The 23,538-nt window shown below is 73.2% G+C and carries 19 protein-coding genes, 1 tRNA gene and 1 pseudogene; 11 read left to right on the top strand and 10 right to left on the bottom strand.

What is annotated here, in order from left to right:
• Nucleotides 1-167: 167 nt before the first annotated feature.
• From ACF073_RS08190 to ACF073_RS08180, 3 genes and pseudogenes are all read right to left on the bottom strand, one after another.
• Nucleotides 168-255 (bottom strand) — tRNA-Leu (locus tag ACF073_RS08190).
• A gap of 189 nt (nt 256-444) precedes the next feature.
• Nucleotides 445-711, bottom strand: a pseudogene (locus ACF073_RS08185) (aldehyde dehydrogenase); the annotation flags it as partial.
• 54 nt (nt 712-765) lie between these two features.
• Nucleotides 766-888, bottom strand: a complete 123-nt coding sequence (locus ACF073_RS08180; protein ID WP_392067728.1) for a hypothetical protein — start codon at nt 886-888, stop codon at nt 766-768.
• A 228-nt stretch (nt 889-1,116) separates the two neighbouring features.
• Here ACF073_RS08180 and ACF073_RS08175 point away from each other — a divergent pair, with 228 nt between their 5' ends.
• The 5 genes from ACF073_RS08175 to ACF073_RS08155 all read left to right on the top strand — a co-directional run bounded on the left by ACF073_RS08175 (nt 1,117) and on the right by ACF073_RS08155 (nt 9,119).
• Complete coding sequence (locus tag ACF073_RS08175; protein ID WP_392067633.1) at nt 1,117-2,799, top strand: thiamine pyrophosphate-binding protein; 1,683 nt, start codon at nt 1,117-1,119, stop codon at nt 2,797-2,799.
• 10 nt (nt 2,800-2,809) lie between these two features.
• The gene (frc, locus tag ACF073_RS08170) at nt 2,810-4,051 is read left to right on the top strand and encodes a formyl-CoA transferase (protein ID WP_392067631.1); all 1,242 of its coding nucleotides are present in this window, start codon (nt 2,810-2,812) and stop codon (nt 4,049-4,051) included.
• A 1-nt stretch (nt 4,052) separates the two neighbouring features.
• On the top strand, nt 4,053-6,200 hold the full coding sequence (locus ACF073_RS08165) for an acetate--CoA ligase family protein (protein ID WP_392067630.1): 2,148 nt from the start codon (nt 4,053-4,055) through the stop codon (nt 6,198-6,200).
• Nucleotides 6,201-6,322: 122 nt separating this feature from the next.
• Nucleotides 6,323-7,705, top strand: coding sequence for an MFS transporter (locus ACF073_RS08160; RefSeq protein WP_392067629.1), 1,383 nt, complete (start codon nt 6,323-6,325; stop codon nt 7,703-7,705).
• Nucleotide 7,706: 1 nt separating this feature from the next.
• Complete coding sequence (locus ACF073_RS08155) at nt 7,707-9,119, top strand: OFA family MFS transporter (protein WP_392067627.1); 1,413 nt, start codon at nt 7,707-7,709, stop codon at nt 9,117-9,119.
• Nucleotides 9,120-9,225: 106 nt separating this feature from the next.
• Here ACF073_RS08155 and ACF073_RS08150 read toward each other — a convergent pair whose 3' ends face one another.
• The 3 genes from ACF073_RS08150 to ACF073_RS08140 form a co-directional block, all read right to left on the bottom strand.
• Nucleotides 9,226-9,903 carry a GntR family transcriptional regulator gene (locus ACF073_RS08150; RefSeq protein WP_392067625.1) on the bottom strand — a complete coding sequence of 226 codons (678 nt, stop codon included), beginning with the start codon at nt 9,901-9,903 and terminating at the stop codon, nt 9,226-9,228.
• A gap of 159 nt (nt 9,904-10,062) precedes the next feature.
• On the bottom strand, nt 10,063-11,010 hold the full coding sequence (locus ACF073_RS08145) for a beta-ketoacyl-ACP synthase III (RefSeq protein ID WP_392067624.1): 948 nt from the start codon (nt 11,008-11,010) through the stop codon (nt 10,063-10,065).
• A 277-nt stretch (nt 11,011-11,287) separates the two neighbouring features.
• The gene (locus ACF073_RS08140) at nt 11,288-12,616 is read right to left on the bottom strand and encodes an OFA family MFS transporter (protein ID WP_392067623.1); all 1,329 of its coding nucleotides are present in this window, start codon (nt 12,614-12,616) and stop codon (nt 11,288-11,290) included.
• Between the two features lie 233 nt (nt 12,617-12,849).
• On the opposite strand from ACF073_RS08140, the gene ACF073_RS08135 reads away from it, so the two are divergent.
• Nucleotides 12,850-13,821 (top strand): 2-dehydropantoate 2-reductase, encoded by a 972-nt coding sequence (locus ACF073_RS08135; RefSeq protein WP_392067622.1) that lies wholly within the window; start codon nt 12,850-12,852, stop codon nt 13,819-13,821.
• Between the two features lie 128 nt (nt 13,822-13,949).
• Nucleotides 13,950-14,798, top strand: a complete 849-nt coding sequence (fdhD, locus tag ACF073_RS08130) for a formate dehydrogenase accessory sulfurtransferase FdhD (RefSeq protein ID WP_392067621.1) — start codon at nt 13,950-13,952, stop codon at nt 14,796-14,798.
• Between the two features lie 118 nt (nt 14,799-14,916).
• Here the strand turns inward: fdhD and ACF073_RS08125 are convergent, their stop codons facing one another.
• Entirely contained in the window at nt 14,917-15,753 is an 837-nt protein-coding gene (locus ACF073_RS08125; RefSeq protein WP_392067620.1) for a LysR family transcriptional regulator, read from the bottom strand.
• A 142-nt stretch (nt 15,754-15,895) separates the two neighbouring features.
• Between ACF073_RS08125 and ACF073_RS08120 the strand changes: the two genes are divergently transcribed.
• Complete coding sequence (locus ACF073_RS08120; protein ID WP_392067619.1) at nt 15,896-16,615, top strand: SDR family oxidoreductase; 720 nt, start codon at nt 15,896-15,898, stop codon at nt 16,613-16,615.
• A gap of 4 nt (nt 16,616-16,619) precedes the next feature.
• Here the strand turns inward: ACF073_RS08120 and ACF073_RS08115 are convergent, their stop codons facing one another.
• Nucleotides 16,620-17,147, bottom strand: a complete 528-nt coding sequence (locus ACF073_RS08115) for an isochorismatase family protein (protein ID WP_392067617.1) — start codon at nt 17,145-17,147, stop codon at nt 16,620-16,622.
• Nucleotides 17,148-17,166: 19 nt separating this feature from the next.
• On the bottom strand, nt 17,167-17,604 hold the full coding sequence (locus ACF073_RS08110) for a MarR family winged helix-turn-helix transcriptional regulator (RefSeq protein WP_392067616.1): 438 nt from the start codon (nt 17,602-17,604) through the stop codon (nt 17,167-17,169).
• A 127-nt stretch (nt 17,605-17,731) separates the two neighbouring features.
• Here ACF073_RS08110 and ACF073_RS08105 point away from each other — a divergent pair, with 127 nt between their 5' ends.
• Nucleotides 17,732-18,649, top strand: a complete 918-nt coding sequence (locus tag ACF073_RS08105; RefSeq protein ID WP_392067615.1) for a zinc-binding alcohol dehydrogenase family protein — start codon at nt 17,732-17,734, stop codon at nt 18,647-18,649.
• A gap of 115 nt (nt 18,650-18,764) precedes the next feature.
• Nucleotides 18,765-20,639, top strand: a complete 1,875-nt coding sequence (locus tag ACF073_RS08100) for an exo-alpha-sialidase (RefSeq protein WP_392067614.1) — start codon at nt 18,765-18,767, stop codon at nt 20,637-20,639.
• On the opposite strand, the gene ACF073_RS08095 is transcribed toward ACF073_RS08100, so the two are convergent.
• The gene (locus ACF073_RS08095) at nt 20,589-21,605 is read right to left on the bottom strand and encodes a bile acid:sodium symporter family protein (RefSeq protein ID WP_392067613.1); all 1,017 of its coding nucleotides are present in this window, start codon (nt 21,603-21,605) and stop codon (nt 20,589-20,591) included. The genes ACF073_RS08100 and ACF073_RS08095 overlap by 51 nt on opposite strands.
• A 169-nt stretch (nt 21,606-21,774) precedes the next feature.
• Between ACF073_RS08095 and ACF073_RS08090 the strand changes: the two genes are divergently transcribed.
• Nucleotides 21,775-22,644: a LysR substrate-binding domain-containing protein gene (locus ACF073_RS08090; protein WP_392067612.1), complete on the top strand. Its 870-nt coding sequence runs from the start codon at nt 21,775-21,777 to the stop codon at nt 22,642-22,644.
• Nucleotides 22,645-23,538: the final 894 nt, after the last annotated feature.

The following is a 23,538-nucleotide window of genomic DNA, read 5'->3' as shown; positions in this document are numbered from 1 at the left end:
TCGTTCCCACGGCTGATGAAACGCGCCGCCGCGGTGTCGGCACGGCGCGCGGTGCAGAGCGAGTCTAGGGAAACGACCAGCGGGAAGGCACCGGATTTTCCACGGCCCGGCAGGGGACACCGGAGAAACAGAAAAACCCCAGATCGACTGGGGTTCCTGCTGGTTGCTGGTGTCCGAGGGGGGACTTGAACCCCCACGCCCGATAAAGGGCACTAGCACCTCAAGCTAGCGCGTCTGCCATTCCGCCACCCGGACTAGGTGTCTGCCGCCTTGCGGGGGGGTGTTCCCCGCGGCGACATGGACAACAATACCAAGGTTTCAGAGTGCGTTTCACCTGCGTATCCGTCGCGCTGGACGGATGCCGGGGGGCGGCCCCCGGGTGGTCGGGCCGCCGGATCGATGGTCGTGCACGGTCGGCGAAGTCGCGCGTACGGTGCGTGAGAATCACGGCATGAGCTGGCACTCCGGGAAGTTCCCTGACAGCCGCTCCCCCGCCGGGCCGCGGGTGACGGCCCGCACCAGGAGGTCGCCGCCGACGAACGCGCCGCGCCAGGGTCCGCCGAGCCCGCCGAACAGCTCGTCCCGGTCGCCCCGGTCGCCCCGGTCGCCCCGGGAGCGGGGGACGCCGTGGCCGGTCTTGAAGGCGCGGATCTGCGGGGCGAGCCGGTCGTAGGCGGCCGGGTCGTCCGTGGCCAGCGTGGCGACCAGCGCGCGCCGCTGGACGCGTTCGCGCAGCGGGGGGGACGGGGGCCCTGGCCGCGTTGATCAGCGGCCCGCAGTCCAGTTCGGGGGACGGATCGGCCGGGCGAGCGCGGTGGCCTCGGCGCGCGGTACCGGGATGCCGTGGGCCTCGAAGAGCTGTCGCGCCTGGTGTTCGTACAGGTCCATTCCGGCGCCGTCTGCGGGGTCATCGCGAGCGCCTGCGGTGTCCGGAATGGGCTGAACTCCGATGACCGAAAAGCGTGTATGCCCCCTGGACACCACCCACCTGATGCGGGATAACGGCTTCATACAGTATTCGTCGACTGTATGCAATCTACTGCATGCGGCTCGACGGAGGACGTATCCAGCGCACCGCGAGCCACCCGACCCCTACGAAAGGGACAGGACTCCGCCATGCCCGACGACACCCAGGACGTGATCTCCGGTGGCCATCTCGTAGCCAAGGCACTGAAGGCCGAGGGGGTCGACCGCGTCTACACCCTGTGCGGCGGCCACATCATCGACATCTACGACGGCTGCGTCGACGAGGGCATCGACGTCGTCGACGTACGGCACGAGCAGGTCGCCGCGCACGCCGCCGACGGTTACGCCCGGATCACCGGCCGGCCGGGCTGCGCGGTGGTCACCGCAGGACCCGGGACGACCGACGCCGTCACCGGGGTGGCCAACGCCTTCCGCGCGGAGTCCCCGATGCTGCTGATCGGCGGTCAGGGCGCGCTCGCCCAGCACCGGATGGGGTCCCTCCAGGACCTGCCGCACGTCGACATGATGACGCCGATCACCAAGTTCGCCGCGACGGTGCCGGACACGGCGCGCACCGCCGACATGGTGTCGATGGCGTTCCGCGAGTGCTACCACGGCGCTCCCGGCCCCTCCTTCCTGGAGATCCCGCGGGACGTCCTCGACGCCAAGGTGCCGCGCGCCTCGGCCCGGGTCCCGCAGGCCGGCGCCTACCGGGCCTCGACCCGCTCGGCCGGCGACCCGGAGGCGATCGAGACCCTCGCCGACCTGCTGGTGCACGCCGAGAAGCCGGCGATCCTGCTGGGCGGCCAGGTGTGGACGACCCGGGGCACCGAGGCCGCGATCGAGCTGGTGCGCACCCTGAACGTCCCGGCGTACATGAACGGCGCGGGACGCGGCACGCTGCCGCCCGGGGACCCGCACCACTTCCAGCTCTCCCGCCGGTACGCCTTCTCGAACGCCGATGTCATCGTCGTCGTCGGCACCCCGTTCGACTTCCGCATGGGCTACGGAAAGCGCCTCTCCCCCGGCGCCACGGTCGTCCAGATCGACCTCGACTACCGCACCGTCGGCAAGAACCGGGACATCGGACTCGGCATCGTCGGCGACGCCGGCCTGGTGCTGAAGTCGGTGACCGAGGCCGCCGCCGGACGCGTCGACACCGGGGCGTCCAGGCGCAAGGAGTGGCTGGACGAACTGCGGGCGGCCGAGCAGGCGGCCCTCCTGGAGCGACTGCCGCGGCTGCGCTCCGACGCCTCCCCGATCCACCCCTACCGGCTGGTCAGCGAGATCAACGACTTCCTCACCGAGGACTCGGTCTACATCGGCGACGGCGGCGACATCGTCACCTTCTCCGGCCAGGTCGTCCAGCCCAAGTCGCCCGGCCACTGGATGGACCCGGGCCCCCTCGGCACCCTCGGTGTCGGCATCCCCTTCGTGCTCGCCGCCAAGCAGGCCCGCCCCGACAAGGAGGTCGTCGCCCTCTTCGGGGACGGCGCCTTCTCCCTCACCGGCTGGGACTTCGAGACCCTCGTCCGCTACGACCTGCCGTTCGTCGGCATCGTCGGCAACAACTCCTCCATGAACCAGATCCGTTACGGCCAGGCAGCCAAGTACGGCACGGACCGCGAACGGGTCGGCAACACCCTCGGCGACGTCCCGTACGACAAGTTCGCGCAGATCCTCGGCGGCTACGGCGAGGAGGTCCGGGACCCGGCCGGCATCGCCCCCGCCCTGCGCCGGGCGCGCGAGTCCGGCAAGCCGTCGCTCATCAACGTCTGGGTCGATCCCGACGCCTACGCCCCCGGAACCATGAACCAGACCATGTACAAGTGAGGTGGCCCGTATGACTGGAACGCCCGCCAAGGCCCTGGCCGGAATCCGCGTCCTGGACATGACCCACGTCCAGTCCGGGCCGTCCGCCACCCAGCTGCTCGGCTGGCTCGGCGCCGACGTCGTCAAGCTGGAGGCCCCGTCCGGCGACATCACCCGCAGGCAGCTGCGGGACCTGCCGGACGTCGACTCCCTCTACTTCACGATGCTCAACTGCAACAAGCGGAGCATCACCCTCAACACCAAGACCGAGCGCGGCAAGGAGCTGCTCACCGAGCTGATCCGGCGCTCGGACGTCATGGTCGAGAACTTCGGGCCCGGCGCGGTCGACCGGATGGGCTTCACCTGGGACCGCGTCAGGGAGATCAACCCCCGGATCGTCTACGCCTCCATCAAGGGGTTCGGGGACGGCCCGTACACCGGATTCAAGGCCTACGAGGTCGTCGCGCAGGCCATGGGCGGGTCGATGTCGACCACCGGCTTCGAGGACGGGCCGCCGCTGGCGACGGGGGCCCAGATCGGGGACTCGGGGACGGGCGTGCACGCCGTGGCGGGGATACTCGCCGCGCTCCTCCAGCGCGAGCGGACCGGACGCGGGCAGCGGGTCAACGTGGCCATGCAGCACGCCGTGCTCAACCTCTGCCGGGTCAAGCTGCGGGACCAGCAGCGCCTGGCCCGCGGGCCGCTCGCCGAGTACCCCAACGACGACTTCGGCACCGAGGTGCCCCGCTCCGGGAACGCGTCCGGCGGCGGTCAGCCGGGCTGGGCGGTCCGGTGCGCGCCGGGCGGCCCGAACGACTACGTGTACGTCATCGTCCAGCCCGTCGGCTGGCGGCCGATCACCGAGCTGATCGGCCGGCCCGAACTCGCCGACGACCCCGAGTGGGCGACCCCCCAGGCCCGGCTGCCGAAGCTGAACAAGATGTTCCAGCTGATCGAGGAGTGGTCGGCGACGCTCCCCAAGTGGGAGGTGCTGGAGCGGCTGAACGCCCACGACGTCCCGTGCGGACCGATCCTGTCCACCCGGGAGATCATCGAGGACGCCTCGCTCGCCGCCAACGAGATGGTCGTCCGCGTCCCGCACCCCGAGCGCGGCGAGTTCGTGACCGTCGGCAGCCCCCTCAAGCTCTCCGACTCCCCCGTCGAGGTGACCACCTCCCCCCTCCTCGGCGAGCACAACGAGGAGGTCTACGCCGGCGAGCTGGGCCTCGGCGACGCGGAGCTGCGCCTGCTGAAGTCGAACGGAGTGATCTGACATGCCGGCCGAGGACAGGATGACGCGGGTGCGGACCCTGCTGGAGTCCGTGCGGGCCGCGGGCCGTACCGCCCTGACCGCGCCCGAGGGCAAGGTGCTCGCCGACGCGTACGGGATCGCCGTACCGGGCGAGGACCTCGCGACCGATGTGGACGAGGCGGTGGCCGCCGCCGCCCGCTTCGGCGGTCCTGTGGTGCTGAAGATCGTCTCGCCGGACATCCTGCACAAGACCGACGCCGGCGGGGTCGTGGTGGGGGTGGAGGGCGCGGCGGACGTCCGGGCCGCGTTCCACCGGATCGTCGACAACGCGCGCGCGTACGACGCGGGCGCCCGTATCGAGGGCGTGCAGGTACAGGAGCTGCTGCCGGCGGGCCAGGAGGTCATCGTCGGCGCGGTCACCGACCCGGCCTTCGGGAAGGTGGTGGCGTTCGGGCTCGGCGGGGTGCTGGTCGAGGTCCTGAAGGACGTGACGTTCCGCCTCGCGCCGGTCTCCGGCGAGGAGGCGCTGTCGATGCTCGACTCCGTCCGGGCGGCCGAGGTCCTGCGCGGGGTCCGCGGGCAGGCCGGGGTGGACCGGCGGGCGGTGGCCGAGCAGATCCGGCGCGTCTCCGAACTGGCCGCCGACTTCCCGGAGATCGCGGAGGTGGACCTCAACCCGGTGATCGCCACGGCCGGGGGCGCCGTCGCCGCCGACATCCGGGTGATCCTCGCCGACCGGCCGCCGGCGCCGCGCCGGCGGTACACCCGCGACGAGATCCTCGCCTCCATGCGCCGGCTGATGCAGCCGGCCTCCGTCGCGGTGATCGGCGCCTCCGCCGAGCCCGGCAAGATCGGCAACTCGGTGATGCGCAACCTGGTCGACGGCGGCTTCGCCGGGGACATCCACCCGGTGAACCCCAGGGCCGACGACATCCTGGGCCGCAAGGCGTACCGGAGCGTCACGGACGTGCCGGGCGAGGTGGACGTGGCCGTCTTCGCCGTCCCGGCCCGCTTCGTGGCCGCGGCGCTGGAGGAGGCGGGCCGCAAGGGGATCCCGAACGCCGTCCTCATCCCGTCGGGATTCGCCGAGACCGGCGAGCACGCGCTCCAGGCGGAGATCGTGGAGATCGCCGAACGGCACGGCGTCCGCGTGCTCGGCCCGAACATCTACGGCTACTACTCCACCTGGCAGGACCTGTGCGCCACGTTCTGCACGCCGTACGACGTCAAGGGCGGGGTGGCGCTGACCTCGCAGTCCGGTGGCATCGGCATGGCCGTCCTGGGCTTCGCCCGCACCACGAGGACGGGCGTGTCGGCGATCGTCGGCCTCGGCAACAAGTCGGACCTGGACGAGGACGACCTGCTGACCTGGTTCGGCGAGGACCCGCACACCGAGTGCGTCGCCATGCACCTCGAAGACCTCAAGGACGGGCGGGCGTTCGTGGACGCGGCCCGCGCGACGGTGCCGAAGAAGCCGGTCGTGGTGCTGAAGGCGGGCCGTACGGCGGCCGGCGCGAAGGCGGCGGGCTCGCACACCGGCGCGCTCGCGGGCGACGACGCGGTGTACGACGACATCCTGCGGCAGGCCGGGGTCATCCGGGCACCGGGCCTGAACGACATGCTGGAGTACGCGCGCGCGTTGCCGGTGCTGCCCGCCCCCCAGGGGGACAACGTCGTCATCATCACCGGCGCGGGCGGCAGCGGGGTGCTGCTGTCGGACGCGGTGACGGACAACGGGCTGTCCCTGATGCAGATCCCGCCGGATCTGGACGAGGCGTTCCGCCGCTTCATCCCGCCGTTCGGCGCGGCCGGCGACCCGGTCGACATCACCGGGGGCGAGCCGCCGTCGACGTACGAGGCGACGATCCGGCTGGGCCTCGCGGACCCGCGCGTGCACGCCCTGGTGCTCGGCTACTGGCACACCGTCGTCACGCCGCCGATGGTGTTCGCCGAACTCACCGCGCGCGTGGTCGCCGAGTTCCGCGAACGGGGCGTCGAGAAGCCGGTCGTGGCCTCCCTCGCCGGTGACGTCGAGGTCGAGGAGGCGTGCCAGTACCTGTTCGACCGGGGGGTCGTGGCCTATCCGTACACGACCGAGATGCCGGTGGCCGTGCTCGGCGCGAAGTACCGGTGGGCGCGGGCGGCGGGGCTCCTGGGGGGCGGTTCATGAGCTGAGCCGAAAGGGGCCGGCCGGCGGTGCGCGCCGGCCGGCCCCGGAACCCGCGCGCGCACGAAAGGCATGGGACAGGGGGCGCTGGCCAGAACTTTCGACGCAAGGGGTGCACCCGCGACATGGAAACCACCGATCCACCCGCCTCCCTCCTGTGCAGGGAGGTGCGAGACCGTACGGGCCGCGTGTACCGGGTCGGCGAGAGCGATGCCGACCTGCTGGGCCGCGGCCGCATCTGGATGGTCGTCCTGCCCTGGCTCGCCGTCACGGGCGCCGGCTGCGCCGGGTACGCGTCCGCCGCCGCGCGGGACGGGCTGCGTGACGGCCACCCGTGGGGCGGGGACCTCCTGGTGCCGGCGGCCCTGTGGGCGCTGTGCCAGGCCACCGTCGCCCTGCCCGCCGGGCTGCTGCGCGAGAGCCGCCGGCTGACCGCCCGCGCGGCCGTGCTGACCGGCGCGGCCGGCATCCTCGCCGGACACCTCGCGCTCGCCTTCGCGCCGAACCTCCTCGTGGCCTGTCTGGGCTTCGGTGTGGCCGGCGGCATCGGTGCCGGGCTGGTCCACGCGACCTGTCTGACGCTGCCGGGCAAGTGGTATCCGGAGCGCCGGGGCGGCCCGACGTGCTTCGTGGCGAGCGGGCTCGCCTTCGGGGCCCTGCCGTTCCTGCCCGTCCTCGGCTCCGCGCCCGGCCGGGCCGACCACCGCCTGCTGCTCGCCGCCACGGGGGCCGGGGTGTGCCTCGTGACCGCGTCGGCCGGCTGGTTCTTCCGGGACCCGCCGCGGAACTGGTGGCCGCCGCACAGCGACCCGCTCCGGGCGGCGGCCTCGCCCGCGGCCCGCCGGCCGGGGGCGAGGAACCCGCCCGCCGTGCGCCAGTACACCGCCGGGGAGGCCGCGCGCGCCCCGGTGCTGTGGCTGATGTGGCTCTGTCTGCTGGGCGCGGCCGGCGGCACCGCCCTGGGGATCGGCTTCCTGGAGCCGTTCGGGCGGGAGTCGGGCTTCTCCGGGCCGGTGGTGCGGACCGCGCCGGCGCTGGCCGTGGCCGCCGGAGCGGGGCTGGGCGCGGTCGGTGTGCTCTCCGACCGGGTCGGGCGGCGCACCACCGTGATCGCGGCCTGTCTCGCGCTGGGCACCGCGCAGTTCGGGGTGCTGGCCGCGGGCCGGGCCGGCAGCGTCCCGCTGTTCCTCGGCTGCGCGGCGGTCGCCGGGCCGGCCGGCGGGGCGGTCCTGGCACTGCTCGCGGCGATGGCCGCCGACCACTTCGGCGAGAACCGCAGCGCGAGCGTCTTCGGCCTCGTCGCCGGTTCCCCGGCCGTCGCGGTGCTCGTGGGCCTCGGCATCGCGGCCGGTACCCGCGGCGCCCCGGCCCCGCACGACGCCTTCGTCCTGGCGGGCTGCACCGGGCTCGCCTGCGCCGTGCCGGCGCTCTTCCTCAAGGCTCCGGGCCGACCGAGCGCCCGGCGCATCGTCCCCAATCCGCACCCCCTCGGCGAGGAGATGGCCTGACATGACGGCAGATCCCACGGCAACACGGAACACTCCGGCCGGTCCGGACACGCCGAACCGCTCGTACCGCGAGGTCACCGACGCGCGCGGCCGGGTCTACCGCGTCGGCGAGACGGACCGGGACATCCTCGGCCACTCCCGCACGTCCATGGTGTACCTCCCCTGGGTCTCCATGATGGCCATCAGCGTCTCCGAGTACGCCTACGGCTCGGCGGAGGACACCCTGTCGACGGCCCACGGCTGGACCCAGAGCAACACCTTCTGGATCCTGAGCGTCTGGGTCTTCTTCCAGGCGGGCATCGCCTTCCCGGCCGGCTGGATGCGCGAACGCGGCCTCCTCACGGCACGCCGGGCCATGTACCTGGGCTCCGCGATGTGTCTGCTGGGCTTCCTTGCCCTGTCCCACCTGGACGAGGTGCTGCCGGCCGTCCTGGGCTTCGGTGTGGTGGGCGGGGTCGGCTCCGGGCTGATCTACGCGACGTGCATCAACATGGTCGGCAAGTGGTTCCCGGAGAGGCGCGGCGCCAGGACCGGCTTCGTCAACGGCGGCTTCGCCTACGGCTCGCTGCCCTTCATCTTCATCTTCAACTACACCTTCGACACCGGGAACTACCACGCGGTGCTCGATCTGATCGGCGTCTACGTGCTGATCGTGGTCGCGGTCTGCGCGTTCTTCTTCAAGGACCCGCCGAAGAACTGGTGGCCGGCCGACATCGACCCGCTGTCGCACTCCGGGAACACCAAGGGCGCCGCGAGCCTGGCGAAGAACCCGCCCGCCGTACGGCAGTTCACGCCCAGGGAGGCGATCAGGACCGGGATGCTCCCGCTGATGTGGATCACGGTCGTGATGACCGCCGGCGTGTCGATCTTCGGGATCTCCTTCCAGGTCGACTTCGCCAAGGACGTCGGCTTCGGCCCGCTGGTCGCGGCCTCCTCGATGGGCGTCATGGCCGTCATCAACGGCATCGGCCGGGCGGTGGTCGGCTGGCTGTCCGACCTGTGGGGCCGCAAGTCGACGCTGGTGTTCGTCATCGTGGTGCTCGGGCTCGCCCAGTTCGGCGTCATCTGGGCCGGTGACGTGAAGAACGAGTGGCTGTTCCTGTTCTTCGCCTTCCTCTCCGGCTTCGGCGGCGGCGCGTTCTACCCGATGTTCGCCGCGCTGACGCCGGACTACTTCGGCGAGAACTACAACGCCACCAACTACGGCCTGGTGTACAGCGGCAAGCTGGTCAGCGGCCTGTTCGGCGGCGGCCTCGGCTCGATGGTGGTCGGCGCCTGGGGTTACGACGGCGCCTATGCGCTGGCCGGGGGCGTGTCGATGGCGGCGGCGGCCATCGCGCTGCTGCTGCGGCAGCCGGGCCGCACCGGCGGCCGGGGGCGGGTGCCGGCGGAGGGGCCGCGAGCGGCCTCCTGACGGCGGGGCTCCGGCCGCCCCGCCTCCCGGGGCGTTGCCTCTCCGCGGTCCGGCCGGTGACCGCCGGAGGGGGAACGCCCTGCGGGCAGGCCCGGGTCCGGTTCGCTCAGGACCCGTTCCGCTCGTGGTACGAGCGGCGGGTGTGCTCGGTGTGTTCGCGCATCAGACGGGTGGCGCGCTGCTCGTCACCGCCGGCGATCGCGTCGATCAGCGCGCGGTGCTCGATCCAGGACTGCCGGCCGCGCTGCCGGGCCACCGGCGTGTAGTACCAGCGGACCCGCCGGCCGACCTGCGCGGCCAGTTCGGCGAGGACCGTGTTGCCGGCCAGCTCCATCACCTTGGCGTGGAAAGCGGCGTTGAGGGCCACCGCTCGGTCCACGTCCTCGGCCGCGACCGCCTGCTCGCCCTCGGCGCACAGCTCCTCCAGGGCGGCGATGCCGGGCCGGCCGGCGTGCACGGCCGCCAGCCGGGCCGCCTCCGCCTCCAGCAGGGTGCGGACCGTGAGCAGCTGGTCGGCCTCCTCCTCGGTGGGCTCGTGCACGAACGCGCCCTGGGCGGGCCGCAGATCGACCCAGCCCTCGGTGTCGAGCCGCTGCAGGGCCTCGCGCACGGGCTGCCGGGAGACGCCGAGATGCCCGGCGAGTTCGCTCTCCACGAGGTGCTGGCCGGGTCGCAGGGCGCGGGTGGTGATCAGCTCCAGCAGTGCCTCGTACACGCGTTCCCGCAGCGGGCCGGGCCGTTCCAGCTTGGGCACGGTCCCCTGCGGCAGTCCGGTCGACAACATCGCGGTGTCCCCTCCTGTGCGGGCCGGCACGCGTCAGCGTGGGACGCTCAGTATCAATTGTCTTTCGTCTACAGTCTACGGTGCACAGGATCCATCACCGGGGCGCACAGGGGCACGCGCCGATCCGGCCGAGCTTCGCAACTGAGCCGCCTCAGGCTCCTATGGGCACTTTACGACCTGTCCGGCGTACGACAGATTCCCGCCGAACCCGAACAGCAGCACCGGGTCACCGGTGCGCAGCTCTCCCCGTTCGAGCAGCTTGGAGAAGGCGAGCGGGATGCTGGCCGCCGAGGTGTTGCCGGACTCGGTGACATCGCGGGCGATCACCGCGTGGACGGCGCCGAGCTTCTCGGCCAGCGGCTCGATGATCCGCAGATTGGCCTGGTGCAGGACGACGCCGGCCAGCTCCTCGGGGGCGAGTCCGGCCTTCTCGCAGGTCCGGCGGGCGATGGCCGGGAGCTGGGTGGTGGCCCAGCGGTAGACGCTCTGCCCCTCCTGGGCGAACCGCGGCGGTGTGCCCTCGATCCGCACGGCGTGCCCCATCTCCGGTACCGATCCCCACAGCACGGGGCCGATCCCCGGCTCCTCGCCCGGCGGGCACGCCGTCACGACCGCGGCTCCGGCGCCGTCGCCGACGAGGACGCAGGTGGTGCGGTCGGTCCAGTCGGTGACGTCGGTCATCTTGTCGGCGCCGATGACCAGGGCGCGCGTGGCCGCGCCGGCCCGGAGGGTGTGGTCGGCGGTGGCCAGCGCGTGGGTGAACCCGGCGCACACGACGTTCACGTCCATGGCGGCGGGCCCCGGGATGCCGAGCCGGGCCGCGACCCGGGCGGCGGTGTTCGGGGAGCGGTCGATCGCGGTGGAGGTGGCGACGAGGACCAGGTCGATGTCGCCGGGGGCCAGCCCTGCCGCGGCCAGGGCCTTGGCGCCGGCGTGCGCGGCCAGCTCGTCGACGGGCTCGTCGGGTCCGGCGACGTGCCGGGTCCGGATGCCCACCCGGCTGCGGATCCACTCGTCACTGGTGTCGACCAGACCCGCCAGATCGTCGTTGCTGAGTACCTTGGCGGGCTGGTAGTGGCCGATGGCGACGATGCGTGAGCCGTTCATGCCGGGGATCCCCTCGATGCCTTGCGTAGCGGGATCCTCCAGTCTGGTCAGTGACCGGTGGGTACGACGGCAGGTAAGGCCACAGGAATCGGGCGTCCGAGTTGTCGGCTTCCCGCAGACTCCCGGACGCCCGCACACTCACCCCGTGAACAGCTGTGCCGCCTTGCGTACGAGCTCGTACACACCGTAGGCGAAGGGGGCGCCCACCCAGACCCAGGCGAACGCGATCAGCCGGCCGCGGCTCCCTCCGCCCGGGCGGGGTCCGGCAGGGGGAGCGTCAGGCGGACTGCTGTCGTTCGGCATCGGCGGCCTCCCTCGGGGCGGGAATGTGGTGGCGGGGGTGGACGGGCCGGATCAGTTCGTTGGCGACGAAGCCGATGACGAGCAGCCCGATCATGATGCCGAAGGACAGCGTGTACAGGGCCGGCCCCTGCTCGCCCGCGTCCTTGCGGCGGTCGGCGATCCAGTTGACGATCAGCGGCCCCAGCACACCGGCCGTGGACCAGGCGGTGAGCAGCCGGCCGTGGATCGCGCCGACCTGGTAGGTGCCGAAGAGGTCCTTCAGATACGCCGGGACGGTGGCGAAGCCGCCGCCGTAGAAGGAGAGGATCACCAGCGCGCACAGGACGAACAGCGGTTTGGACGAATCGCCGAACACGGCGATGAGCAGGTACATCAGCGCGCCGGCACCGAGGTAGAGGCGGTAGATGTTCTTGCGTCCGATCAGGTCGGAGGTGGACGACCAGCCGATGCGTCCCGCCATGTTGGCGGCCGACAGCAGGGCGACGAACCCCGCGGCGGCGGCAGCGGACACCGGTGTGGAGCTGTCCGCGAAGAAGTCCGTGATCATCGGGGCGGCCTTCTCCAGGACGCCGATGCCCGCGGTGACGTTCATGCAGAGCACGACCCACAGGCACCAGAACTGCGGGGTGCGTACGGCGTTGCGCGCGGAGACCCGCACGCCCCCGACGACGCCCGATCCGCCGGCCGTCGGCCTCTCGCCGCGCGGCACGCGGATGAGCAGCACGCCGAGGGTCATGAAGACGGCGTAGGACAGCCCGTGCACCAGGAAGGCGAGGGCGATGCCGTCGTTGTCGCCGCCGAAGGAGTCGAGCATCCGCGCCGACCAGGGCGAGGCGATCAGGGCGCCGCCGCCGAAGCCCATGATGGCGATGCCGGTGGCCATGCCGGGCCGGTCCGGGAACCACTTGATCAGCGTGGAGACGGGCGAGATGTAGCCGATGCCGAGGCCGGTCCCGCCGACGAAGCCGTAGCCGAGGACGATCAGCCAGAACTGCTCCGTCCGGGCGCCGAGCGCGGAGATCAGGAAGCCGGAGGAGAAGCAGACCAGGGCCACGGTCATCGCCCAGCGCGGTCCGTTGCGCTCGACGAGCGTGCCGCCGAACGCGGCCGAGAGACCGAGCATCACGATCGCCAGCTGGAAGGGGAGCGCGCTCTGGGTGCCGTCGAGGTGGAGGGCGGACTCGAGCGGCGGCTTGAACACGCTCCAGGCGTAGGCCTGGCCGATGGAGAGGTGGACGGAGAGAGCGGCGGGCGGCACGAGCCAGCGGCTCCAGCCCGGGGGTGCGAGAGGGGGGCTGCTCATGCCCGCGGACGGTAGGGCGGGAAACGGGAGTTGGGAAGGGGTCCGGTCGACCGTATGCGGTGAACGGTATCCGGAGCGCGTCGGGCGGTCGTCGCACGGACCCTTGCCCACCCTCCCTCCATACTGTAGACAATATTTCGTCGACAGCATTCAGTCGCCTGGCCGGTAGGCGTCCTCGCTGCCGGCCTCCCCCTCCGCGGTATCCCTCTCCCTCGAACCGAACGGAGCGTCCCGTGAAAGTCGCCATCCTCGGCGCCGGTGCCATCGGCGCCTACGTCGGTGCCGCGCTCCACCGCGCCGGCGCCGACGTCCACCTCGTCGCCCGCGGACCGCATCTCGCGGCCATGAGACGGAACGGCGTCCAGGTGGTCAGCGCGCGCGGTGACTTCACCGCGCGTCCGCACGCCACCGACGACCCGGCCGAGGTCGGCCCGGTGGACCATGTCTTCCTGGGCCTGAAGGCCACCGCGTACGCGGCGTGCGGGCCGCTGATCGCACCGCTGCTGCACGAGCGCACCACGGTGGTCGCCGCGCAGAACGGCATCCCCTGGTGGTACTTCCACCGGCACGGCGGTCCCTACGACGGCCACCGCCTGGAGAGCGTCGACCCGGACGGCGCCGTCAGCGCGGTCCTGGCCCCCGAACGGGCCGTCGGCTGTGTGGTCTACGCGGCGACGGAGCTGGCGGCCCCCGGCGTGGTCCGGCACGTGGAGGGCACCCGCTTCTCCCTCGGCGAGCCCGACCGCAGCGTGTCCGCGCGCTGCCTCGAACTGAGCGGGGCGATGCGGGCCGGCGGGCTGAAGTGCCCCGTCGAACCCGACCTGCGCAACGACATCTGGCTCAAGCTGCTCGGGAACATCTCCTTCAACCCGATCAGCGCCCTGGCCCGGGCCACCATGGGGCAGATGTGCCGGCACGGCGGGACCCGCCGGGTCATCGAGACGATGATGCGCGAGACGCTCCGCGTCGCCGAGGCCCTGGGCTGCGAGGTGGGCGTCTCCATCGAGCGCCGGCTCGCCGGTGCGGAGCGCGTCGGCGACCACCGCACCTCCACCCTCCAGGACCTGGAGCGCGGAAAGCCCCTGGAGCTGGACGTCCTGCTCGCGGCGGTCGTCGAACTCGCGCGGATCACCGGCGTGGAGGTGCCCACCCTGCGCACCGTGCACGCCATCTCGGACCTGCTCGCGCTGCGCGGCGCCGCATGAGGAGAATGAGCGGGTGAAGACCGCCTCCGCGCACCACAGCGGGCACCGCGACCCGGTGACCGGCGGCACTCTCCGTATCCAGGGCGGTCTCGGCCGCCGGCACGTACAGAACCGGGGCTGATCAGATCATGGGACGCGTCACGGAACGCCGCAAGGTCCTCCGCATCCGGGACGGGGCCGTCTCCACCCGGCCGGACACGCTCGTCGCCGAGGAGCCCCTGGAGATCCGGCTGAACGGCAAGCCGCTCGCGATCACCATGCGGACCCCGGGCGACGACTTCGCGCTCGCGGCCGGCTTCCTGGTGAGCGAGGGCGTCCTCGCCGAGAAGTCCGACCTGCGCAACATCGTGTACTGCGCGGGGGCGACCGCCGACGGTTCGAACACCTACAACGTGGTCGACGTGACGACCGCGCCCGGTGTCGCGCTCCCGGACTTCACTCTGGAGCGGAACGTCTACACCTCCTCCTCGTGCGGCCTGTGCGGCAAGGCCAGCCTGGACGCCGTACGGACGACCGCGCGCTGGCCGATCGCCGACACTCCGCCGCTCCGGGTCACCCCCGGGCTGCTGGCGGCCCTGCCCGACCGGCTGCGCGCGGCCCAGCGGGTGTTCGACCGGACCGGGGGCCTGCACGCGGCGGCCCTGTTCAGCGAGGACGGGGAGCTGCTGGACACCCGGGAGGACGTGGGCCGGCACAACGCGGTCGACAAGCTGGTCGGACGCGCGCTGCAGAGCGGCGCGCTGCCGCTGTCCCGGTCGATCCTCATGGTCTCCGGCCGGGCCTCCTTCGAGCTGGCGCAGAAGGCGGTCATGGCGGGCATCCCGGTGCTCGCGGCCGTATCGGCGCCGTCGTCGCTCGCGGTGGACCTGGCGGCGGAGACCGGCCTGACCCTGGTGGGCTTCCTGCGGGGCAGCTCCATGAACGTGTACGCGGGCGAGCACCGGATCGCGCTGCACGCGCCGGCCGAGCAGAGCTGACCGGCCCCCGCGACACGGCGGCGGGGCCCCGCCCGGCGGGGAGCGCCCCCTGCGCCGCTGGGGCCCCGCCACGGCCGCCCCCTTCCCCGCAACCGGACCGCCCCGTGCCCCGCCCCTCTCAGGACTCCCCCGCCGTCTGGCCGGCCACGGTCCTGGCGATCTCGGCGAACGCGGTGATCAGCGAGGAGTGCCGGCCGGCCGCCCAGGCCAGCAGCACCTGGTCGGGAGCGGCGTCGGTGACCGGGACGTAGCTGATGTCCGGGCGGGAGTACTGCTCGGCGACGGAGCGCGGGACCATGGTGATCGCGGTGCCCGAGGCGACGTACTCGAACTTCTCCTCGACGGTGCGGATCGGCAGGTCGTCCGGGCCCGGGTCGTTGTACCGGAGCCAGGTCTCGCCGTCGAGGTCGGCGAGGGTGATCCCCGGTTTCCCGGCGAGCCGGTGGCCCTCGGGGAGCATGGCCACGCGCGGCTCGGTGCACAGCGGCAGCAGTTCGAGGCCGTCCTCGCGGACCGGCCGCCGTACGTAGGCGATGTCCACGGTGCCGTCCAGGATCAGCCGCTCCTGGTCGTCCCACTCGACGCGGCGGGCGTTGCCCCGCACGTCCGGGTGCGCGGCCGAGAAGGCGCGCAGGGCGGGGGCGACGACGATGCCGGCGCGGAAGCCGACGAGCAGCCGGCGCGTCCCGCGCGCCACCCGCAGGACGCGGCGCCGCGCCGCGTCGGCGGACGCCAGCAACGCACTCCCGTCTTCGAGGAGTTGCCGTCCGGCGCCGGTCAACGCCACACCGTGGCTGTCGCGTACGAACAGCTCGGCTCCCACGTCCTTCTCCAGCGCCCGGATCTGACGGCTCAGCACCGGCTGGGCGATGTGCAGCCGTTCGGCGGCGCGGCCGAAGTGCAGGAGTTCGGCGACCGCGACGAAGTAGCGGACCTTGCGCAGGTCGAGGTCCATGACCGCCCCTCTCGTCGTACGGGTGGCGATACCTCCAGGGTATCGCCGCCGCCGCAAGAGGTCTTGGACGACCGCGTCCGCGCGAGCGCAGGCTGGAGGGCGTCGGAACCAGACGAGAGACCGGAGCGGAAAGGGGCTTCCCATGGATCTGCGGGGACAGCGCGTCGTCGTCATCGGGGGTACGTCGGGCATCGGGCTCGCGGTCGCCGAGGGCGCGGCCCGGGAGGGTGCCGAGGCGGTCGTGGCCTCGCGCCGGCCGGAGAGCGTGGCCGCTGCGCTGAAGCGGCTGCCGGACACCGCCCGGGGGCAGACGCTGGACGCGACCGACGAGGACGCGGTGCGCGGCTTCTTCGCGCAGCTCAGTGCCTTCGACCACCTGGTGTACACGGCGGGCGAGTCGCTGCTGCTGGAGCCCCTGGCCGAGACGAGCCCGGCCCGGGCCCGGCGGTTTCTGGACACCAGGCTGTGGGGTGCGTACGCGGCGGTGAAGTACGCCGTCGGGTCGATCCGGCCGGGCGGGTCCGTGGTGCTGACGACGGGGACGGCGGGGCGCCGGCCGATGCCGGGTTCGAGCGCGGCCTCGGCGCTGTGCGGCGCAATGGACGCGCTGACCCGGGCGCTCGCCGTGGAGCTGGCGCCGGTGCGGGTCAACGCGGTCTCGCCGGGGGTGGTCCGCACCGAGCTGTGGCGGGAACTGCCGGAGGCGGAGCGGGAGCGGTTGTTCCGGTCGTCCGCCGAGTCGCTGCCGGTGGGACGGGTCGGCGAGCCGGCGGATGTCGCGGAGGCGTACCTGTATCTGATGCGGAACGGCTACAGCAGCGGCTCGACGGTGGTCGTGGACGGGGGCGGGCTGCTGGTGTAGACCGTCAGCCGGTGCCGAGCCGGACCTCGGCGGCGGTGACGACGGTGCCGAGGCGGGGGAAGTCGAGCCGTACGGACGCCTCGTGCTCGGCGGCCGTGAGCGCGGCCAGGGCGTCCTCCGCGAAGACGAGGTCGTAGCCGAGGTCGGCGGCGGCGCGGGCGGTGGACTCGACCCCCAGGTTGGTGGCGATACCGCCGAACACCAGGGTGGTGATGCCGCGCTCGCGCAGCCGCTCGTCGAGGCCGGTGCCCTGGAAGGCGCCGAGGGTCCGCTTGACCACCTCCAGATCGCCGTCCCGGAGCAGGCCGGGCACGAGCCCGCTGCCGGGCGGCTGTTCGGCGACGGCCGGGCGTTCGACCCGTACGAGCACGACGGGGGCGCAGGCGCGGCGGAAGGCGGTCGCCAACTCCTCGGCGGCGGCGAGCACTTCGGTGCCTGTGCGGGGTTCGAGGGGCAGCGCGACGATCCGTTCCATCAGATCGACGAGAACGAGGGCGGTACGCTGCGGATCGAGCACGGGAGCTGCGGTCATGACGGAACGTTAGCCGTCGTCATCCGTCCGTGCCGGAAATCCGGATCAACAGGCTTGTGAACTGATCGCGTTCGGCCGCCGTCAGCGGGGCGAGCAGTTCGTCGTTGGCCTCGCGTGCGGCCTTCTCGCAGCGTACGAGGGTGCGGGCGCCCTCGTCGGTGAGGGAGACGGCGTTCTTGCGCCGGTCGCGGGGGTCGGGGGCGCGGTGGACCAGGCCGGCGGACTGCAGGTCGTTCAGGATGCCGACCAGGTCTTTGGGGTCGAGGCGCACACCGCGGCCGAGGTCCGCCTGGGCGACCGGGGCGAGGTCCCGGACCGCGGAGAGCACGACGTGGTGCCACATCTTCAGCCCCTCGGCCGCGAGCGCGCCGGCGACCAGGTCACGGCCGCGCGCGGCGGCCCGGCCGAGCAGCCAGCTGGGCAGGGAGCGGATCGCGGGCAGGGGTGCTTCGGCCATGACGGCAGACTAGCCGAAGAATCGTTGGACTTCCCCATGAACCTCCTATACCGTTGGGGCCGCCAACGAATTCGTGGGTGTTCCCAACGATTGACCGGGCCGGGTCCCTCCGGCCCCTGGAGGTTTCATGCGCCGCGTCCGGTACGAGGCCACCGGCGGCCCGCTGTTCCTGGAGGAAGCACCCTCCCCCGAGCCCGGCCCCGGCGAGCTGCTGGTGCGCTGCGCGGCCGTCGGCATCTCCCTGCCCATGGTCCGCAAGGTGACCGAGGCGGCCGAGCCGGTGCCGCTGGGCGGCGAGGTCGCGGGCGAGGTGGTGGCGGCCGGCGCGGGAGTGACCCGCTTCCGCGTCGGCGACCGGGTGACCGGACTGTGCTTCGGGCACGGGTACGCCGAGTTCGCCGTGGTGCACGAGGCCATGGCCTCGCCGGTGCCGGACGGCGCGACCGAGGTCACCGCGATCGCGCTGGTGCGCAGCGGCCTCGTGGCGCTCGGGGCACTGGAGGCCGCGCGGCTCGCGCCCGGCGAGTCGGTGCTGGTCACGTCGGCGGCGAGCGGCGTCGGGCATCTCGCGGTGCAGCTGGCGCGGATCCGGGGCGCCGGCCGCGTGGTGGGCGCCGTGTCCGCCCCGGACAAGGCGGAGTTCGTCCGCTCGCTCGGCGCGGACGACTGCGTGCGCTACGGCGACGGCGGCTGGGGCGATCCGGTCGACTGCGTCCTGGACGCCGTCGGCGGCGACCTGCTCACCCCCGCCCTCGCCGCGCTCGCCCCGCACGGCCGCCTGGTGGCCTACAGCTCGGGCGGCGGCACGATCCAGGCGTACGACCTGCTGGCCGGGGCCAAGTCCGTGATCGGCTTCCAGATGGCGCTGCTCGCCCGCGGCCGGCCCCAGACGTACGAGCGGTGGCGGCAGGAGCTGTGGCGGCTGCACGCCGAGGGCGCCCTGAAACCCGCCGTGCACGCGGAGTTCGCCCTGGAGGACGCGGCCGCGGCGCACGAGGCGGTCATGAGCCGGGCCAACCTCGGCAAGGTCGTCCTGCGCATGTAACCGCCTGCACGCTTCTTGTGACGTGCGGCACACCCAACTACCGTCATGGGGACGCACGTTGGACGTGGGATGTCCGGACGTCCGGATGTCCGGCCGACGAAGGGCAGGTCGCACCGTGCCGTCATGTCTTCGCACCCGTCTCAGATCCGCGCTCGCGGCCGGTGCCGCGCTCGCCGCCGGGCTGCTCCTCCCGCTCGTCCCCGCCCGCCCGGCCCACGCCCAACCGGCGCCCCGGGCGGCGGAGTTCGAGCAGCAGGTGCTGTTCAAGGCCGGCCAGGACCCCGGCTACGCATGCTTCCGCATCCCGGCCGTCGTCCGCACGACCGACTCCACCCTGCTGGCCTTCGCCGAGGGCCGGGTCCTCAACTGCGGGGACGCGGCCGACATCGACATCGTGGTCAAGCGCTCCACCGACGACGGGCGCACCTGGAGCCCGTTGCGAGTGGTGAACGAGGGCGCCGGCGACACCCACGGCAACCCGGCGCCGATCGTGGACCGCGACACCGGCCGCGTCTGGCTCGCCGAGACGTACAACACGGGCCGTACGGACGGCGCGAGCTGCTCGGTCCCCTGCGACCGCACCCCCCACCTCCAGTACAGCGACGACGACGGCCTGACCTGGTCCCGGCCGCGCGACCTGAGCCCCGAGATCCTGCCCGCCGACTGGAACTCCTGGTACGCCACGGGGCCCGTGCACGGCATCCAGCTCACCCGCGGCCGGTACGCGGGACGCCTGGTCTTCGGGGTCAACACCGAGACCTGGGACGGCAGGGTCACCGCCAACCACGCGGCCCTGATCGTCAGTGACGACCACGGCGGCCACTGGCGGATCGGCGCCACCGACACCTGGCCCGTCGCCACCGACGGCACCTTCCGGCAGAAGCCCTCCGAACTCACCCTCACCGAGCGCGACGACGGGTCGGTCCTGGTCAGCGGCCGGGAGCAGGACGGCACCGACCTCGGCCACCGCACCCAGGCCGTCAGCCGGAACGGCGGCACCGGCTTCACCGCGCCCTTCCAGGACCTGCCCGACCTGTACGCCCCGCAGGTGCAGGGCTCGATGCTGCGCGTGGGCGACCGCGTCCTGCTCGCCTGCCCGGGCGATCCCGACCGGCGCCGCACGATGATGATCCGCTCCTCCTACGACGGCGGCCGCACCTGGGACAGCGTGGACCGCGGCACGGTCGTCACCACGGACTGGTCCGGCTACTCCGACCTGGTGCGCATCGGCTCCGGCACGATCGGCCTGCTGTACGAGGGCGGCGCGGTGGACGCCCGCGACGAGATCCGCTTCGCCCGCTTCACCGAGGACTGGCTCACCCCGCGTCGCGGCCCCGACCCGGTCACCGCCGACCTCGCCCCGCACGGCCGTCCGGCGGCGGTGCTCGGCAACCCGGAGAAGACGGACGGGGCGGCCGGGAGCGCCCTGGAGTTCGACGGCACCGACGACGCCGTCCGGCTGCCGTACCGCTCGGGGCTCCCCCTCGGCACGAAGGACTTCACGGCCTCGCTCTGGTTCCGCTACACGGCCACGACCGGTGAGCAGCCGATGCTGTGGATGGGCGGGATCGGCACCAGCCAGCCGCAGGTGTGGCTGCGCGGGGAGCCGGCGAGCAACCGGCTGCAGGCCCTGATCACCGTGCGCGACGGCGCCGCCGCCCCGCGGACCGCGTTCGTGCGCACGGATGGCGCCTACAACGACGGCCGGTGGCACCACGCCGTACTGCGCCGGGGCGATGGCCGGCTGTCCCTGTCCGTCGACGGGACCGAGACGTCCGCCGCCGACGTACCGGGTTCGGTCAGCCGCAACTCGCCCTTCGGCGTCCACATCGGCCAGCGCATGGACAGCCGCGCCTTCTTCACCGGGGCGCTGGACGAGGTGCGCGTCTGGGACCGGGCGCTCAGCGACGCGGAGCTGGCGGATCCGCGGGTGCTGCGGTCAGCGCAGGACACGGTTCTGCGGCTGCCCCTGGACCGGGTGGGCCGCTGACTCCTCGGGCGGGTCCGCGGTCACCTCGGGATCGCGGGCCCGCCGCTTGGCGATGACCGCGCACACCATCAGCTGCATCTGGTGGAAGAGCATCAGCGGCAGCACCGCCAGCGAGGCCTGGCTGCCGAAGAGGACGCTGGCCATGGGCAGACCCGAGGCGAGGGACTTCTTCGACCCGGCGAACTGGATGGCGATCCGGTCCTCCCGGCCGAAACCGAGCGCCTTGGACCCGTACCAGGTCAGGACCAGCATCACGGCCAGCAGGACGGCCTCGACGCCGAGCAGTGCGGCCAGCCGGGCGGGACTGACCTGGTGCCAGATGCCCTGGGTCATGCCCTCGCTGAACGCGGTGTAGACGACGAGCAGGATGGATCCCCGGTCGACGAGGCCGAGGATCCGCTTGTGCCGGGTGATGAAGCCGCCGATCCAGCGCCGCAGCGTCTGCCCGGCGAGGAACGGCACCAGCAGCTGGAGCACGATCTTCACCAGCGAGTCCACGGAGAACCCGACCCCGTCGCCGCCGAGCAGCCCCGCCGCGAGCAGCGGGGTCACGACGATGCCGGCCAGGGAGGAGAAGGACCCGGCGCAGATCGCGGCGGGCACGTTGCCGCGGGCGATCGAGGTGAACGCGATGGACGACTGGATCGTGGACGGCACCAGCGTGAGGAACAGCAGGCCCTGGTAGAGGGGCTGGGTCAGCACGACGGGCACCAGCCCGCGAGCGGCCAGGCCGAACACCGGGAAGAGCACGAAGGTGCAGGCCAGTACGGTGACGTGGAGCCGCCAGTGCTTCAGCCCGTCCAGCGCCTCCCGGGTGGAGAGCCGGGCGCCGTACAGGAAGAAGAGGAAGGCGATCGCGGCCGTGGAGGCGCCCGAGGCCACATCGGCGCCGGTGCCCCGGGCCGGGAAGAGCGCCGCGAGACCCACTGTCCCGAGGAGCAGCACGATGTACAGGTCGATCGGCATCCGACTCGGCCGGCGCAGGCGTTTCACAGTGCTCCGATTGCTGTGTCCGTCAGGTCGTCGGGGCCCGCAGGGCCCCTCTCCATCGTCCTCCTCGGCACGCCGATCGGGAATCCCGCACACCACTCTGACTGTCATCATGAATCGCGATGACTGCGCTAGGCTCGGCCAGGTGTACGAGCCGACGCAGCTGCGCACCTTTCTGGCGGTCGCCCAGACGCTGAGCTTCACCCAGGCCGCCCGACGCCTGGGAGTGCGCCAGTCCACGGTCAGCCAGCATGTGCGCCGGCTGGAGGCAGCGGCGGGCCGGCAGCTGTTCTCCCGGGACACCCACACGGTGGAGCTGACCGAGGACGGCGAGGCGATGCTGGGCTTCGCCCGCCGGATCCTGGAGGTGCACGAGCAGGCGGCGGCGTTCTTCACCGGCACGCGCGTGCGGGGCCGGCTGCGCTTCGGTGCCTCGGAGGACTTCGTGCTGACCCGGCTGCCGGAGATCCTGGAGTCGTTCCGCTACGACCATCCGGAGGTCGATCTTGAGCTGACGGTGGAGCTGTCCGGCACCCTGCACGAGCAGCTGGCCGCCGGAAAGCTCGACCTGGTGCTGGCCAAGCGGCGCCCGGAGGATCCACGCGGCGAGCTGGTCTGGCGCGACGACCTGGTGTGGATCGGCGCCGAGCGGCTGCGGCTGGATCCGGACCGGCCTGTTCCGCTGATCGTGTATCCGCCGCCGGGCATCACCCGGGCCCGGGCGCTGCGGGCCCTGGAGGAGCAGGGCCGGGAGTGGCGGATCGTGTGCACGAGCGGCAGCCTCAACGGCCTGAGCGCCGCGGCGCGCGCCGGTCTCGGGGTGATGGCCCACTCCCGGCGGCTGATCCCGCCGGGCCTGTTCCGGCTGCCCGACCGGGCGGGCCTGCCGGAGCTGGGCAAGGTCGACTTCGTCGTCGTCCACGGGCAGCGCCGGGGCCCGGCCGAGGGCGCGGCGAACGCGCTGGCGGCGGCGATCCTGGCGGGCGGCGAACGGCTGCGGCGCAGCGGCGGCTGACCCGGGCCGGGAGGAGGCGGGGTCAGCGCGCCGGACGGTACGCCAGCCGTTCCCCTCCCCCCGGCGCGGAAGGGGGCGTCGCCTCCTCCTGCTGGACGCCCCCCCGCCGGCCGAGGGGGCCGCTCGGCGGGCAGCGCGGCGAACACGGTCGGGCGACCGGGGTGCCCGCTCTGGGTGGCCCTCTCGGCACCGTCCTCCCCTCACGGACGCCCGGAACCGCGCGGCACCTTCCTCGGGCACACCCCGTGCGCCGCGTTCGCCTCGGGGCTGACCCGCGCGCTGGCGGTGGCGGGCCTGGCCGGGGTGGCCGCGGGCTTCGCCCGGGGGGCCGCGCACCTCGTCCGGGTGGCCGCGGGCCTCGCCGGGGGTGGTGGCGGGCCTCGCCGGGGTGGTCGCGGGCCTCGCCCGGGTGGTCGCGGGCCTCGCCCGGGGGTGGCTGCGGGCCTCGCCCGGGTGGCCGCGGACCTCGCCCGGGGGTGGCTGCGGGCCTCGCCCGGGTGGTCACGGACCCCGCCCGGGGTGGTCGCGGGCCTCGCCCGGGTGGTCGCGGGCCTCGCCGGGGTGGTCGCGGGCGTCCTGGTGCTGGTGCTCGTCCGGGCGGACCGGAGCCGGCGCCTCCGAAGTCCGCGGGCGCGGCGGCCGGGGAGCGGGAGCGGGCAGTGGCCCGAGGCCCGGCGGCGGTCAGCCGCGGGCGCGGGAGCGGGCGGTGGCCCGAGGCTGGGCGGCGGTCAGCCGCGGGCGCGGGAGCCGAGGAGCGGGAGCGGGCAGTGGCCCGGGGCCGGGCGGCGGTCAGCCGCAGGCGCGGGAGCGGGCGGTGGCCCGAGGCTGGGCGGCGGTCAGCCGCGGGCGCGGGAGCCGAGGAGCGGGAGCGGGCAGTGGCCCGGGGCCGGGCGG

It is taken from the genome of Streptomyces sp. NPDC015171, assembly GCF_043079545.1.
Taxonomy (GTDB): domain Bacteria; phylum Actinomycetota; class Actinomycetes; order Streptomycetales; family Streptomycetaceae; genus Streptomyces.
The sequence above is the reverse complement of the archived record's forward strand: the minus strand, read 5'-3'. Positions and strand labels throughout refer to the sequence as shown.